Annotated in this window: 15 protein-coding genes and 1 pseudogene; 6 read left to right on the top strand and 10 right to left on the bottom strand. The window is 62.7% G+C overall.

Features of this window, described 5'->3' with window-relative positions; genetic code table 11:
* The first annotated feature begins 192 nt into the window (after positions 1–192).
* On the top strand, positions 193–1,548 hold the full coding sequence (locus tag AC3IPP_RS01430; RefSeq protein ID WP_087140525.1) for a M23 family metallopeptidase: 1,356 nt from the start codon (positions 193–195) through the stop codon (positions 1,546–1,548).
* A gap of 22 nt (positions 1,549–1,570) precedes the next feature.
* Here AC3IPP_RS01430 and AC3IPP_RS01425 read toward each other — a convergent pair whose 3' ends face one another.
* From AC3IPP_RS01425 to AC3IPP_RS01380, 10 genes and pseudogenes are all read right to left on the bottom strand, one after another.
* Entirely contained in the window at positions 1,571–3,214 is a 1,644-nt protein-coding gene (locus AC3IPP_RS01425; RefSeq protein ID WP_489150077.1) for a TadG family pilus assembly protein, read from the bottom strand.
* A 1-nt stretch (position 3,215) separates the two neighbouring features.
* Positions 3,216–3,635, bottom strand: coding sequence for a TadE/TadG family type IV pilus assembly protein (locus AC3IPP_RS01420; protein WP_489150076.1), 420 nt, complete (start codon positions 3,633–3,635; stop codon positions 3,216–3,218).
* A gap of 86 nt (positions 3,636–3,721) precedes the next feature.
* The gene (locus tag AC3IPP_RS01415) at positions 3,722–4,069 is read right to left on the bottom strand and encodes a hypothetical protein (protein ID WP_489150075.1); all 348 of its coding nucleotides are present in this window, start codon (positions 4,067–4,069) and stop codon (positions 3,722–3,724) included.
* A gap of 113 nt (positions 4,070–4,182) precedes the next feature.
* Positions 4,183–4,539 (bottom strand): hypothetical protein, encoded by a 357-nt coding sequence (locus tag AC3IPP_RS01410; protein WP_087140527.1) that lies wholly within the window; start codon positions 4,537–4,539, stop codon positions 4,183–4,185.
* A 99-nt stretch (positions 4,540–4,638) separates the two neighbouring features.
* Entirely contained in the window at positions 4,639–4,863 is a 225-nt protein-coding gene (locus AC3IPP_RS01405) for a hypothetical protein (RefSeq protein WP_489151085.1), read from the bottom strand.
* Between the two features lie 226 nt (positions 4,864–5,089).
* A pseudogene (locus tag AC3IPP_RS01400) lies at positions 5,090–5,278 on the bottom strand (LuxR C-terminal-related transcriptional regulator); the annotation flags it as partial.
* Between the two features lie 229 nt (positions 5,279–5,507).
* Positions 5,508–7,406, bottom strand: coding sequence for a hypothetical protein (locus AC3IPP_RS01395; protein WP_489150074.1), 1,899 nt, complete (start codon positions 7,404–7,406; stop codon positions 5,508–5,510).
* A complete protein-coding gene (locus AC3IPP_RS01390; RefSeq protein ID WP_489150073.1) occupies positions 7,399–8,367 on the bottom strand; it encodes a TniB family NTP-binding protein in 969 nt (322 codons plus the stop codon). Before AC3IPP_RS01390 ends, AC3IPP_RS01395 begins: the two co-directional genes overlap by 8 nt.
* Positions 8,364–10,529 carry a DDE-type integrase/transposase/recombinase gene (locus AC3IPP_RS01385; RefSeq protein WP_489150072.1) on the bottom strand — a complete coding sequence of 722 codons (2,166 nt, stop codon included), beginning with the start codon at positions 10,527–10,529 and terminating at the stop codon, positions 8,364–8,366. The genes AC3IPP_RS01390 and AC3IPP_RS01385 overlap by 4 nt, the downstream gene beginning before the upstream one ends.
* A gap of 4 nt (positions 10,530–10,533) precedes the next feature.
* On the bottom strand, positions 10,534–11,256 hold the full coding sequence (locus AC3IPP_RS01380; RefSeq protein ID WP_489150071.1) for a TnsA endonuclease N-terminal domain-containing protein: 723 nt from the start codon (positions 11,254–11,256) through the stop codon (positions 10,534–10,536).
* Between the two features lie 334 nt (positions 11,257–11,590).
* Between AC3IPP_RS01380 and AC3IPP_RS01375 the strand changes: the two genes are divergently transcribed.
* The 5 genes from AC3IPP_RS01375 to arsH are packed head-to-tail and all read left to right on the top strand — an operon-like array spanning position 11,591 to position 14,624.
* Entirely contained in the window at positions 11,591–11,926 is a 336-nt protein-coding gene (locus tag AC3IPP_RS01375; RefSeq protein ID WP_489150070.1) for an ArsR/SmtB family transcription factor, read from the top strand.
* Between the two features lie 7 nt (positions 11,927–11,933).
* Positions 11,934–12,356: an arsenate reductase (glutaredoxin) gene (arsC, locus tag AC3IPP_RS01370; RefSeq protein WP_489150069.1), complete on the top strand. Its 423-nt coding sequence runs from the start codon at positions 11,934–11,936 to the stop codon at positions 12,354–12,356.
* The gene (arsB, locus tag AC3IPP_RS01365; protein ID WP_489150068.1) at positions 12,356–13,441 is read left to right on the top strand and encodes an ACR3 family arsenite efflux transporter; all 1,086 of its coding nucleotides are present in this window, start codon (positions 12,356–12,358) and stop codon (positions 13,439–13,441) included. Before arsC ends, arsB begins: the two co-directional genes overlap by 1 nt.
* Positions 13,441–13,881: an arsenic resistance N-acetyltransferase ArsN2 gene (gene arsN2 / locus AC3IPP_RS01360; RefSeq protein ID WP_489150067.1), complete on the top strand. Its 441-nt coding sequence runs from the start codon at positions 13,441–13,443 to the stop codon at positions 13,879–13,881. Before arsB ends, arsN2 begins: the two co-directional genes overlap by 1 nt.
* A complete protein-coding gene (arsH, locus tag AC3IPP_RS01355) occupies positions 13,878–14,624 on the top strand; it encodes an arsenical resistance protein ArsH (RefSeq protein ID WP_489150066.1) in 747 nt (248 codons plus the stop codon). The genes arsN2 and arsH overlap by 4 nt, the downstream gene beginning before the upstream one ends.
* Positions 14,625–14,946: the final 322 nt, after the last annotated feature.

Here is a 14,946-nt window from a genome sequence, read left to right as displayed (position 1 = left end):
TGGCGCGAGACTCACGCAGAACGCTAAATTACTGCACCTCATCGCCGCCACGTTAACCAATCGTAACATTCCATCTTCCCAAGATGGGACGTGCGGGCTATACGGCTCGCTTCGCGTTCGCTGGGCGACCGGCAGACGCGTCGAGATTCGACTGTTTTGGCGCGGAACGCGTCGCCGACTTGCCGGGGACCCATGGCTCAGTTCGATCCTCGCCGCCAGCCCGTCCGGCTCGCGCCGCACCTGCTGACGACTTGCGCCGCCGTGGGCATCGCCCTGCTGGCCGGTCGTGGATATGAACAGGTGAAGGCCGAGGAAGTTCCGGCCCTGACTGCGGCGCAGATCGAATCGCTGGAAGCTCAGGCCTACGCCGCCGCCGCCGCCCCGGCCGGCATGACCGCCCCGGAAGCCATTCCCGTCCAGATTCGCCGCGGCGAGACCTTCGAACAGGCCGTGCGTCGCACCGGCATCGGCGCCGACGAGGCCAAGGCCGTGGCCGCCACCGTCGCCAGCGCCTTTGACCTGAACGACATGCGCGCGGGCCTGCGCTTCGAGACCGCCGTATCCAAGCCGCGCGGCGGCCTGGGCGACGCCCGCCTGATCGGCCTGACCATGCGCACCGGCCCGGCCAGCCAGCTGACCGTGTCGCGCAGCTTCGACGGCGCCCTGCGCCTGCGCTCGCTGGACGAGAAGGTCACCGAAGAAACCGTCGTCGCCAACGACAAGGTGCAGCGCTCTCTGTCAGCCAGCGCCCGCGAACTGGGCGCCACCTCGGCCGTGGTGCGCCGCGCCAGCCAGTTGTTCGCCCACAAGTTCGACATGCAGCGCGACGTGCGCGCCTCGGACGAGTTCACCCTGGTCTTCGACCGCATGGTCACGGAATCGGGCCGCACGGTGGAAACCGGCGAACTGCTCTACGCCGAACTGAAGGGCCACGCCTTCTACCGCTTCCAGCCCGCCGGCTCGAAGACGGCTCAATATTTCGACGCCACGGGCAAGAACACGCGCACCGCCATGATGCGCACCCCGCTGCAGAACTTCCGCCGCGTCAGCTCCAACTTCGGCGTCCGCACCCACCCCATCTCGGGCTATCGCAAGATGCACCAGGGGATGGACTTCGCCGCCTCCACCGGCACGCCGGTCGTGGCCCCCGCCGACGGCGTGGTGGTCGAGGCCCGTCGCTGGGGCGGTTACGGCAACTGGCTGCGCATCCGCCACTCGAACGGCCTGGAAAGCGGCTACGGCCACCTGTCGCGCTTCGCCTCGGGCATGCGCGCCGGCCAACGCGTGACCCAGGGCCAGGTCGTGGCCTACGTCGGTTCGACCGGCGCCTCGACCGGCCCGCACCTGCACTATGAAATCTGGCGCAACGGCCAGCGGATCAATCCGGCCGGCATCAAGACCCAGGAAGGCACCGTCCTGGCGGGCGCCGATCTGGCCGCCTTCCGCGCCGAAAAAGCCCGCATCGACCGCGTCATCGCCGCCGGCGGCCAGCGCCGTCCGGCCGCCGTCCAGCAAGCGTCGACGGGCCTGCGTCCGGCCGAGAGCTGAACGCCTCTCCCGAGCGCTGATCTCAGCCGACCAGTTGCGGAATCCCGCCCTGGTTCGGACAGCGCACGCCATGCACCCAGACGTCGGCCTCGCCTAGCCGGACGCCAAGCAACTCCAGCAGGGGCTGCACCACGCCGTCCAGCACCGGCCCCAGCGGCGTCAGGATCGCCGCCAGCAGCTGGGTGATGAGGTGCAGCGGTATACCCAGGGCCGTCAGCTTGGTGTCCCTCAGCAGAGTCGTCAGCAGGCCGTTCACAAACCCCTTGGCCTTGACGCTCTTGGGCGCGCTCGAACCGATCTCCGAGCCGGTGAAGCTCAGCTCGCTCCACTCCAGATCCGCGATCTGGATGTCGGCGCTGCCCTCGATGGTGATGAGCAGAAGCGACACCAGCTTGGCCGGACTGACCCTGAGTTCGGACTTGAAGTCGCGCAGGCGCTTCTCGTCGATCTCTCCCAGGCGCACCCGCGCCACGCCCGGTCGCGCTTCGATCAACACGCGCGGCGCCCCCTCGCACTGCACCGCCTTCAGACGCGCCTCGGCGCTGGCCGCCTCGATCAGGATGGGAATTTTGACCTGCGCCAACAGGCCGACCAGAGGCAGCTTGTCCAACGCCGTCGCCTTCAGATAGAGGCGCGTCTGCACCGTGCGGATGATCGGCTCGCCGGTGCTGGTCACCGTCAGCCAGGGCGCGCGGTTGGGCCGCTCGCCGATGGCCAGCATGACATCGAGATCCGCCAGCCCCGTGCGGGCGCCCACATCTAGAGCCAGCTGGCGCTCCTGATTGGCGGTCTGCAGCGTCGCCATCAGCAGGTCCATCGCCGAGACCTCCGCGTCCAGCCCACGCCGCAAGCCCTCGCGCGCATCCGCCTCGACGCCGATCAGCTCATTCAGCTTCACCGTGGCGCTCGTCGGCAGGCGGCTCAGCTTGCCCAGCACGCTCTGCGTATCGGACCCGGCCACGGCCTCCAACGCCTTCAGCACCTGGCCGGTCTGGGCCTCGTGCGCCAGAAGGGCGTCATAGTCGCCTGCCGTGACGCCCAGCTCCGCCGCCAGGGCGTCCGAGAATTGCAGCAGATTGACCCGCGCGTCGGCCAGGGCGCGATAGTCCATGACCGTCAGCGACACTTGGCTTCCCAACAGGCTGGACAACAGGGCGTTGGCCAGCCCACCGTCCAGCCCGGCCAGTCGAGAGCCGATGGAGAACATGGCGCTAGGCGGCCCGCCCGGCAGGGCCGCCGTCGCCGACTTGGACACCGTCACGCTGTCTCGCCCCATGATCCAACGGCCGAAATAGAGCGGCGCCGGCGCGCTCAGGACCACACGGGCGGCGTTCGGCTGGGCGCCGCCGGGTGTGAAGCGTTCGGCCGGTTTCAAGCGACGATCCGGGGCATAGCCGCCCACCTGAACCTGCACCTCCGTCAGATCCGTCAGGTTGGCGTGAGCGGTGTCGGCGGCGGCGGCCTCGCTCCGCACCAGGGGCTGCGACAGGGTCTGGGCGGCGGCCAGGGCCGACAGGTCCGCCGCGCCCTGCACCTCACGCCCCTTCAGCATCATGGAGCCGACATCGACGGCGAGCGCCGCTGAAACGCAGATCAGGGCACCGAACACAGCGGCCATGACGGCCACGCCGCCCCGGTCATCGCCCAGACGTCGGGACCAGCGCATCTCAGCTCTCCTCGATGCGGATGACGGCGGAGCGACGAATAATGCGAGGCGGCGGCACGGTCAGGGGCGACAGGGCCATCAGCGGATGGCCGCCCGCGTTATAGGCCACCTCCACCCGGAACCGCCCCGGCTCGGCGCGCACATCCACAACGGCGTCGCCGGCCTCAAGGCCCAGATCTTTCAGCTGCGCCTCGACCACCTCGCGCGCCAGGTGTCCGCGCTCGGCTGCATCCAGTCCCGCGATCGCCGCCCGCGCGCCCTCGGATACGGCCGACTGGACGGAATGGGCCATCCAGAACCAGGCGCCGTAGACGATCATCCCGACCAGCAGCAGGATGAACACCGGCCCGACAATGGCGAACTCCACCGCCGCGGCGCCCTCGCGCCTTCCGCCCTCGATACGCGCATTGCTTCGCATCATCGCACCTCATGACGCGATGATCGTCATACATACAACTTAAAGGAGAATGTAGGCGCGTGATGAACGGGCGCGACGCCCAAAGACGCTCAGCCCGCGTCCGGGCGCGCCTCGGATTGGAGAGGCGGACGGCTTCGCCTTCTTGCAAGGCTGCCTATGATGAGAGACCCGATCACACCGATGCTCCAGACGTAATAGGCCGAGATATAGGCCCACTGCTCCAAACGCAGATTGGAGACGAAGGCGTAATGGGTGGCCAGCACCAGGAATTGGAAACCTGCCGCCGCGATCAACCAGCGACGGCCGCTTCTGACGACGCCGTACAAAAGAAGCAGGAACACGCCTGCGTCCGCGCCGATCGCAAACCAGGGCGGCGACCGATGGTCAAACGGGGCGACGGCGGAGATCACGCCCCCGACGATGATGGCGAACGCCACTGCGCGCTCCCAAGACCCGCCGCGAACAATCGCGAGTCCCGTCGCCACGGCCAGCAGTATCAGGGTGAACAGAAAGATGGGTGACATGACGAACCATGCCACCCTCGAGCGATTCAGCCCACCCGTTCAATAAGCGAGAGGCGAACGTTGCGGGGAACCGGCTGGTCCTGCTTGTCCAGGCCGACCAGTTGCACGCCGCGGAAACGCGTCGTCTCCTTCACATCGGCCAAGGCCTCATGCAGTTCGACCATCGCGGCCTGCGCGGCGACCTGGGCCGCCATCGCCCTGGCCAGGGCGTCAAAGGCCGGCTGGCCGACGGTGGCGGACAGGCCCGCGTCTTTTCGACCCCGGGTCAGAGCCTGGGCGAGACCGCCAAGACGTTCGATCGATTGATCCTGACCGTCTTCGGCCCTTTTGAGCGCGCGTTGTATGCGCGAGGCGATCAGAATCGCCTGCTCGGTTCTCTTCATCAGTTCAGTGTCTTCCGGTGTTGTAGCCGGCGAACCTTCAGGAGCCGTACCGCAGCTTCTGCAGCACGAAGGCGAACTGTTCGGCGCCGGCTGCGGCTGTCAGGATCCACGCGGCTGCGGCGGCGACGCCGAAGACGACGAGGATGCTTCCCAGACGCCCGAGTCTGACTGGGTTGGCGCGAAGTTCGCGTCCAACATGGCCGCTGCGATATAGGCCAGCTCCTTCATCACGCCGGTCGGCGTCAGGAACGGCGCCTGCTTGCGCGCGCCCTCCATGAGATGAGGGAGCATCCGGCGTTTGGCGGCGCTCGTCGCCATCTTCATGAAGAGGGCTTCGGCTTCGCCCCAACGCAGGGTGGGGATAGGATCGTTGCTCGAAAACATAGGGCGTCCTTTCGGCGCCCCCAATCGATGCGATCAGCCCCTCGGCGAGTATTGGGAATGAGCCCGATTGGGAGCCGCCCCCAACCCCTTCGCGGGCCGCGAGCGCAAGCGCGGCCGCGATGCGGTTCTCGACCTGCAGCTTCCTGGTCGCGTTCTCGCAGTGTCGATCCACCGTGCCCGGGCGGATGCCCAGCTCCCGCGCGATCTGCTTCGAATTGAAGTGTGCATGGACAAGCCGGAGGCACTGGCGCTCTCGCTCGGTCAGCAACGCTACGAATTCAGTCACGCCTTCCACCTGCGACGTTCGTTCGACGATGAAGTGTCGCTCGCCGTCCTGGACGACACAAGCCAGCATACCCGTCGCGCACTTTTGCCGCCGAGGTCGAACCGATGGAACAGGCGAACCCGTCCGCTCACCCGCAACGATCCGAACGAGTCTGGGAAATTGGAGATCATTGTCGAATTTCACCGAGATCGACTCTCGCCGCTTCAGAAAACTCATTAATTACATAGCGCTACAAAGGGTCGCGGGAACGCCCTTACGACTCCAATTCCACTATCGCTGACTCAAAGGGGCGGCTGTTTCAGGAACACTGACTCGACAGAGCGAGTTCAGCCTCGGCCCTGCGCCAGAACAGCGTGTTGTAGACATCGCCCGCCGGCTTGAAGCCCCGCGCTTTCATCAACGCTGAAAAGCGCTGGGCAGAAAGGCCAGCCCTCCTCTTAACCTCCTGAGCGCCGATGAAGTCCCGACGATATCGACGCACTTCTGAAAGCGGCACCTGCACGCTGGTCTTAGTGGGCGTCCCCTGGATCAATCCGATCTTGACCGCGCCGCTGACCAGGGTGTTGCTTACATTGAGCAGTTCGGCCGCCTCAGACGCCGAAACACTCAGGTCAGGCGGATCACGTCGATCATCACCAATGCGCAGATGTTCGAAATCGTCGTCGTAGACGTATAGGCGATCAGCCAGGCAGGCATCCGTTTCAGCATATTTCGCCAATCTCAGCGCGCCAGACAAAAGGCCTTCAAAGCCCTGCACCCACAGATCGGGAGCGAGAACGTCTCGCATAGCTTCGCGAAAGGAAACGATCTGCGATCCCCCGTCACTCAGGGGCACATGCGCGAAGCGGAGCATAAAGCGGTCTGCAGATTCCTTTGTGATCAAAGCCTCCTGCGCAAGGAGGGCGGCATCGACATTGGCCGGCGCCTCGATCAAACCGGCATCCAGCAGGGACTGCACGCAGTAGGTTTGCAAACCCAGAACGGCAGCAACCTGCCTGAAGGCAATCGAAGCGCGCCAAGCCTGAAAAGCCTGCTCCACCGCAGATCGTTTATAGAGGCTCGCGCCCGCCTTCTTCGCTATGCAGCACCGAGATGATCCGGCCAATCTGGCGACCATCTTCTTATCAGAGAGCACATGCGCTGCGGCTTCAGTCGCTGTGACCTGATCTGCAGATCGTTGAACATTCTCCGTCTGGAACTGATTGGATCGAAGAGGGATCGGCAGTTGGCGCATGACGTCAGGGACGGTCTGCTGCACCAAACGCTGAATCGGCGTCTGCGAGCAGGCCTTGTCGAAATACTTCCCTAATCGCCCCATGAGAATCCTGATCGGACCAGATCGCTTCTCAGTGATTTCTTTCAGGTGATCCTTCAAGCTATCGGGCCAGTGGCGAACAAAACGGATACCTGCAACCAGGTCTTCGGTTGAGTAGGCGTCGAAGTTGCCCCTGTTCATCGACTTCCATCGCTTGCAACCGTCAGGCGCGATAGGGCTACGCGCGACCAGTCCCAATTCCACAACCGCCTGAAACACATCCCCGGCTTCCCATGACCGGAAAGGAAGAGGCAATTCTTCGAGTGCACCGCGCCGTACTGCCGGGTCAGGATCAACCATGCGCGCGGCGAGTCGTGCATCCACTCCCAACTCGACAGGGACCATCTCGCCCAGATCGGACGCCATCGACCGTTTACAGCCATCACAGAACGACAACGATGACATCGTCGCCCAACTGATCGCGCGGTCACACTCGCCGCAGCGATCAACCAGCACTTCCAGGCTATCGGGACAGAACGAGAGCGGTTTCAAAGACCAGATTGCCAAGTCATGGCCCAGCGCATTCAGGGACGCGGGAGAAAACCGCCTCTGGCGCGTCTCAATATATCGTCGATGCAGTGGCGTTCCGTACCAATCCACGTATTCGTCAGCACTTGAGTGATGCACCGTTGGATGCATCCGCCTCCGAACATCATCGGCGCATACCGACAAAACAGACGCAAGTGCAGTTGCGTCCTCGCCCCTGGTGAACGGGATACTGTCGACGCGGCTATCTTCCAATTTAGCAAAGTGCGCCATGCGATGCAGGCGACCAAGCACGTTCTTTTCAGCTGTCCGAACCAACATGGACAGCAGGCCCTCGCCAGGCCTCACATCCGCCGGAATGAACAGCGGCAACAGGACAGAGCCGCTGCTAGACATCGGCGTATTCCCGCATAGCTTCGAGACCGGAAACAAAGGGGTTCCGATGGTGCACCCCGGAGCGCACGAACGCGGAATCCGTCGCTTCGATCAGATCATCCAGGGTAAGACGATCTCTCCCTTGCATGGTCATCAACACGACCGCTTCTTTAAGCAGGCGGCACGCGACGCCGAGAACACCCCGAGAAACCTCCAGAATGCAGGCGGGGTTTTGCCCTTCCAGCAGCAGGCTGGCATTCGAAACGATACCTTCGTCCTCGAGGCGAACGACGTACGCGGCGAGGAATTCGATGAAGAGGCGCAGATCAGCCTGATTGAAGGGCGAAAATCTCCGCAGGTCGATGGAAGGGATCGCCCTTAGTTGCAGTTGTTCGTTGGCTTTAAACGGCAGCTCGGCCGAATAGATACCCGCCAGCACGATCGGACAGGGGCCTTTCAGAAGCGCGTGCTTGATGCACTCCCCGACCGACCGCGCCATTTCGGGCGAGGACGATTTGACGTGGTGAATCTCATCCAAGACAAGCAGCTTCACCGCCCCAGCTTCCAAATAGCGATAGACGCGCTGCCAGAGTTCCGTCTCATTCCCTTTGAGCGCGCCGGTCTGAAGTTCAGGACCACCGTGCCGATGCATCTCATCCTGCAAGGCCAGGAGGATGTTCTGAGCCAATCCCTTGCGCGTGACTTCCGCCTGCAGTTCCACATGCAGCACCGGAATCTGGCGCTTCGCCAAGATATCCGGGGCATTCATCTCCTCCGCGAATGTCTGGATCAATCGCGTCTTTCCTGACTGAGAAGGCGCGACAAGCAGAACGCACAGCTTGCTGGTGGACGTCTCCGCCGCATGCGCCATCAGAAAATGGAACTGATCATGCGCTTCGCGGGTGCGGGGCGAAGCGATGAAGATGGCGTCCATCCGCGCGCGGCGGTTCGCTGCGAGGCGTCGCAAGTCGTGATCGCTCATCCTCGCTCTCCTTGACGAAAGCGGGCCAAGAGCGCCTGACGATCCGTGCCTGCAAACGGATCGACCACCTGACCAGATTTCCCCTGCGACGACCGGACCGTGATGGAAGGTGCGGGAACATCGGCAGTTTTGCGGGCTGCCGACTTACGCGCGTTCTTTCGCCGGTGCGGTCCCTTCTGAATCTCGTCACCGCGTTTCCGATTAACAAGCGTCCCGATTTCCAGACCACTGACCAATTGGAGGTCGTCGGAGAGATCGCGTCGTTCAGGGGCCTGCGCCAAGCGCTGCCCCCTCTTTCGTCCCAGCAGGCGTCGGTCCTGGACGAACGTCTTCGCCTTTTCCTGCAAGGCGGCCCGAGCGGCCGCCCGTTCGGCATTAGAGCTAAACGCCAGCCCTTTTTCCTCGGCGTAGCGCATCAGGACTTCATGATGATGTTCGCTAAGACCCGACGCATACTCCTGGTCGACGCAAGGCAGGGAAACATATTCATTCGTGACGATGTTCCACACGGCGACTTGTGACAGGTCGTCAGGCCAGTATTTAATTTTCACCTTCAGTGAGTGCGCAGCACGTCCTCGGCGAGCCGCCTTCGGAAGCATGGTGTTCAGCAGATCGAACACAGCGTCCGAATTATAGGTCAGGCGTTTGAACTCTATCCCCTTCCGGTTCAGCGTCCTCTCGGCGACTCGAGAGAGGGCATGATCGAGACCACGCAAGTTCTTGGCATATTCGATACCGTCAATCGACTCACGCTCCTTCCAGACTTGCTCGGGAATGGCTTTCAGGCCGGAATGATAATTTCGTCCGTACACCTCCACCACGAACTGATGGATGAGCTCATCTAGTTCAGACAGGAGCAGGACAGCGTCGGCAGTAGGATCGATGCCATATTCCGCCAAAAGCTGGGGCTTAAAAGGCACGCCCCCGCGCATCTTGTGGAACAGCTGCTTATTCAGCGTACCAAAGAACCGCTCGACAATGCCCTTGTATTCGGGCGTCTTCACGGGCACCCATTCCACCGAAATGCCAGCGTCCTCACAAGCGTCCTTGAACGACCGCCCGATGAACTCCCATCCGTTGTCGACAAGAAGGGTGCGCGGCACGCCGAAGACCTGCCAAGGTCGAACATCGGGATGGCGATTGTTCAGGTCGGCCTTCGGGCGCACGACCTGACGAAGACACGCCATCGCGGACTCAATGCTCGGGGGCGTGAAGCCGACATGATAGCCGAGCGGATAGCGTGACCGCACATCAATCGCGACGGTGAGGTATGGGCGCCCCACCGGAATGTGATGCTCGTCATCCACCACGAAACAGTCGATCACGGTGTGGTCCATGACGGCAACATCAAGAATCCGCTGCGCAGTCACATGGCGCTTCAACGGCACAAAGGTCCGCTGGGCCACCCGCGCACCATGGCGGGCGCGAGTTTTATCGTAGTCCATATGCTCGGTCAGACGCCGCCAGACAGTGACGCGACTGGGAATGCTGATCGGCGCCAAGCCGCTTGTCGCTCTTTCCTGGTTCTTGGCTCGAAGCGCCACATCCAACGCCGCATGGACGTCATCAGAGCTGACCCGACGATCCGAAAAATAGGCGTCTGCCTTTTCCCACAGCATGCTTTCAGCCGCTGGGTGAAGACGCGACTTCCTGTGACCTGAAGGCGCACGAGAGCGGCCAATGTAGCTCAGGCGGCGATCCCCCGGCTCTCCCCATTCCCTCAGCATCCGACGGAACACCGCCGCGCGAGGATAGCGCCCTGCAATAGCCGGCCAATCCTGTTCGCGCTGATCCAGGAACTGCTGAAGGGCCACATCCGTCTTCGATACCGGATCATCGTCAAACGCCTTCAACAACCCCTGCATCGAACGGCGGCGCGCCAATTCACTACAGTTATTGCAGCCCAGACAGGTGTCGCCATTCTGGCACGGATCGGTGGGGCCATCGTCATAGGGCCGTTCAAAGGCATTCCACCAACGGACCTCTCCAGCAACATAGAGGTCGTCAAACTCGACCTGGCTGATTGCGCGGACCCTATGGTCGTGAACGTCACGGAACTGCAGGTCATGAGCGTCAGCGTTTTCATCCTGAGCCGGAACCGCGTTCAGGAATTCATAGTCTCGGCCCTGCAACCGGATTTTCTGCCCATGCGCGATAGCCATCCGCCTAGACATTGATCGGCTCCTTCGAGCGGATCAGGCGAACCATGCTGTCAGCCCTGAGACCCTTGCTCAGATCGATATCGACGATCCGACGCACCATCATCGCGCACAGCTTGGCGCGATCGACGATCCCATTACCAGAGCCAAGAGAAATGCAGCCCAACGGCAACTGATCCTCGGTACGGAAAAGTTCAGCGATCGCGATCGTGTCCCCCGGCGTGATGACAACGCGGCGGTAGGCCTGCACCTCATCGACGGCCTTGGATTGCGCGTCTCGACACTGGTCGTATTCGGTCACGCGGAACTTGTAGCCGGTGATCGCATAGACCTTCCGGGCAGCATTCAGTTTTTCAGAGTACTGCGGGTCCGCCTCTTCAATGAAGCGTCCTTTGACCTCAATGATCTCGATCGTTCCGTCGGTCAGCTGGAGTTCGAGATCAGGCGTGTATTGACGCACGCCCTTGCCGTTTCCAAGATGAAGGGTGTGAGGTTGAGCGCGATAGCGCACCACGTCCGTACGCACTTCTGCATCGTAGATAGCGCGCAATTCATTTCCCGACTCCCATGGAACGGCATAGCCGCATTTCACACTGAAGTAGGCGCCGGTCCGGCGATTACGTCGCCCTGTCACAATCGCGCGGACAGGCAACCCTCCTTCTTTTTCCGAGAAGTATGCAAATTCTCCTTCTGGAAGTCCGTGAACACTGGAAGCAACAAACATGTCCATGCATTTCGCCCTTCTGTTTCGAAGGACTATCGAATAGACACAGGAATTTTTTGAGCGAAACAACTTTTTCACTTGCTAGGCGTAGTCACGCTATTCTATATTTCGTGACTATAGATTTTAATATTGAAATTATTGAAGATTTTACTGAGTGTCAAAAATGCTGACACTTAACATGCCGCGTATAGTTTTCTATCTGAAGCTATTGTTGCTTAATTACATCACTCTTGGCGAGCGAAGTCCCACCACAACCGAACCGCCTCGTAGCCACCGCCCACCCAGCGTCATTGGCAGGAGCCCCTTTTGACTTACCCAATAATTCCATTATCTTGGAATTATGGAATCAGAAGCCACCATCCTCGCCCTAGCCGCCCTGGCGCAACCCACGCGGCTTGAAACGTTCCGCCTGCTGGTCCGGCATGAGCCCGAGGGCCTGCCCGCCGGCGAGATCGCGGACGCCCTCGCCGTGCCGGCCAACACCATGTCGGCGCACCTCGGGGTTCTGTCCCGCGCCGGTCTGATCAGTTCGGAGCGGCGCAGCCGGTCGATCATCTACCGCGCCGATCTGGATCGCCTTCAGGCCTTGGTCCTGTTTCTGCTCAAGGACTGCTGCCAGGGCCGCGCCGAGTTGTGCGAGCCGCTGCTGGCTGAACTCAACTCCTGCCGCACCTGAGGCTCCCATGGACGTCGTCATCTATCATAACCCCGCCTGCGGGACGTCGCGCAACACCCTGGCCCTGATCCGCCACGTCGGCATCGAGCCCCACGTCATCGAATATCTGAAGACGCCGCCCAGCCGCGCCATGACCCTGGGTCTGGCCGAACGCATGGGCGCGCCGCTGCACAGCCTGCTGCGCGAGAAGGGCACGCCCTTCGCCGAACTGGGCCTCGGCGATCCCGCCCTGTCCGACGATCAACTGCTGGACGCCATCGAGGCGCACCCAATCCTGCTGAATCGCCCCATCGTCGTGTCGCCGCTGGGCGTGAAGCTGTGTCGGCCGTCTGAGGCGGTTCTGGACCTCCTGCCATCCGAAGGCCTGAAACCCTTCACCAAGGAGGACGGCGAGGTCGTCATCGACGCCGAGGGCCGGAGGGTCCGCTGATGGTCGACGCCGTGATCACTGAGCAGCCGAAGCGCCGCCTCTCCTTCCTGGATCGCTGGCTGACGCTGTGGATTTTCGCCGCCATGGCGCTGGGTGTGCTGTTGGGCACGGTCGTGCCGGGGCTGCCCGTATGGATCGACCGCCTGTCGGTCGGGACGACCAACGTACCGATCGCCATCGGCCTGATCCTGATGATGTATCCGCCGCTAGCGCGGGTGAAATACGAGGAACTGCCGCGCGTCTTCGCCGACAGGCGCGTGCTGCTGCTGTCCCTGTTCCAGAACTGGGTGCTGGGGCCGGTGTTGATGTTCGCCCTGGCGGTCATCTTCCTGCGCGACCAGCCGGAATACATGACCGGCGTCATCCTGATCGGCCTGGCCCGCTGCATCGCCATGGTGCTGGTCTGGAACCAGTTGGCGCGTGGCGACAACCAGTATGTGGCGGGTCTGGTCGCCTTCAACTCGATCTTCCAGATCGCCTTCTTCAGCCTCTACGCCTGGCTGTTCCTGACCGTGCTGCCGCCCCTGTTCGGGCTGGAGAGCAGCGTGGTCGAAGTGAGCGTCTGGACCATCGCCGGCGCCGTCCTGGTCTATCTGGGCCTACCCTTCCTGGGCGGATTCCTGACCCGGCGCGCGCTGGTCGAGAGGAAGGGGAACGACTGGTACGAGACGCGTTTCCTGCCGCGCATCGCGCCGATCACCCTGATCGCCCTGCTGTTCACCATCGTCGCCATGTTCAGCCTCAAAGGCGGCGAGGTGGTCGCCCTGCCGCTGGACGCCCTGCGCATCGCCATTCCGTTGACGATCTACTTCTTCGTCATGTTCGTGGTCAGCTTCCTGATGGGACGGCTGATCGAGGCGGACTATCCGCGCACCACGGCCCTGGCTTTCACCGCCGCCTCCAACAACTTTGAATTGGCGATTGCCGTCGCCATCGCAGCCTTCGGGCTGGCCTCGCCGGTCGCCTTCGCCGCCGTCATCGGCCCGCTGGTCGAGGTGCCGGTGCTGATCTTGCTGGTCTCAGTGGCCCTGTGGCTGGGCCGCCGCTATTTCCCCGCGACCGCCCCGAAGAAGGACGCTTGCTGATGGCCTTCAACGTCGTGGAGTTGCCCGAGCCCACTCCCGACCTCATCGCCGCGCTGGAGGCCGCCGGCCTGCCGACGGATGATCTCCATGAGCCCGGTCGGCGCTTCTACCGCTTCGAGGACGACGCCGGCCTGATCGGCTACGGCGGGCTGGAGCAGATCGGTTCCGACGCCCTGATCCGCTCCATGGTCGTCGTCGATGAGCGTCGTGGCGCCGGTCTGGGCGCCGCGATCCTCTCGTCGCTGGAAGCCAGGGCAGCCGAACAACGGGTGTCCAGCCTCTACCTGCTCACGACTTCGGCGACGGCCTTCTTCCAGGGGCACGGTTACGTCGCTCTGCCGCGTTCCGCTGCGCCGCCCGCCGTCGCCGCCTCCAGGCAGTTCAGCGCTCTGTGCCCGGCCTCGGCGGCTTTCATGTTCAAGGAGTTGCGTACCCAATGACCCGTCTTCGCGTCCTGCCCGATCCCGACCACCTGCCCGCGCTCGACCCGGCTTACCTGTCCAGCCAGCCCGCGCTGGGCCTCGGCCCGAACGATCATCCGCCGCGCATCCTGCTGCTCTACGGTTCGCTGCGGGATCGGTCCTTTTCCCGCCTGTGCGTCGAAGAGGCCGCGCGCCTTCTGCGCTTCATGGGCTGCGAGACGCGCATCTTCGATCCATCCGACCTGCCGTTGACCGATCAGGTCGACTACGACGATCATCCCGCCGTCCACGAACTGCGCGAACACGCCCTGTGGTCGGAGGGCATGGTCTGGAGCAGTCCCGAGCGCCACGGCCAGATTTCCGGGATCATGAAGCTCCAGATCGACCACTTGCCGCTCAGTATGGGCGGCATGCGCCCGACCCAGGGCCGTACCCTGGCCGTCATGCAGGTCTCAGGCGGCTCGCAGAGTTTCAATGCAGTCAACACCCTGCGCCTGCTGGGTCGTTGGATGCGGATGATCACCATCCCCAACCAGTCCAGCGTCGCCAAGGCCTTCATGGAGTTCGACGACAACGGCCGCATGAAGCCGTCCAGCTACTACGACCGCATCGTCGACGTGATGGAGGAACTGGTGCGCTTCACCATCCTGACCCGCGCCCATGCCGGTCAGTTAGTGGACCGCTATTCCGAGCGGAAGGCCTCAGGCGTACCGATCAATGCGGCCAATGACCTGTCTGCTATCGCGATTAGGTCAGCTTAGCGCCAGAAGCGGACACTGGCGCCGGCGCGGGAACCAGACCTTCAGAGGGCGCTCCGCTGAAGGTCAGCTTGCGACCGATACCGTTGGAAGTCGCTTGACTGGAGCTGTCCGCAGAGTGCCGTGGCCAGATTCTGATGGGGTTAGCGAAGCTGCAGGTGTCTCAGGCAGGCGCAGGGGCTGTCTGTAGGGGCCGGTCAGGAAGCGGACTCATTAAAGTTCAGAAACGATACAGCTTATCGTTCGACCGCAGCGTCTAGATACCATCCACACAGCTCGTTGCTGTTGCCGTTCCCTCACCCGTCGGTCGCGCGTGAGAGGACTG

This window comes from Brevundimonas sp. KH_060 (genome assembly GCF_057838275.1).
This window is presented reverse-complemented; position numbering and strand designations above follow the sequence as displayed.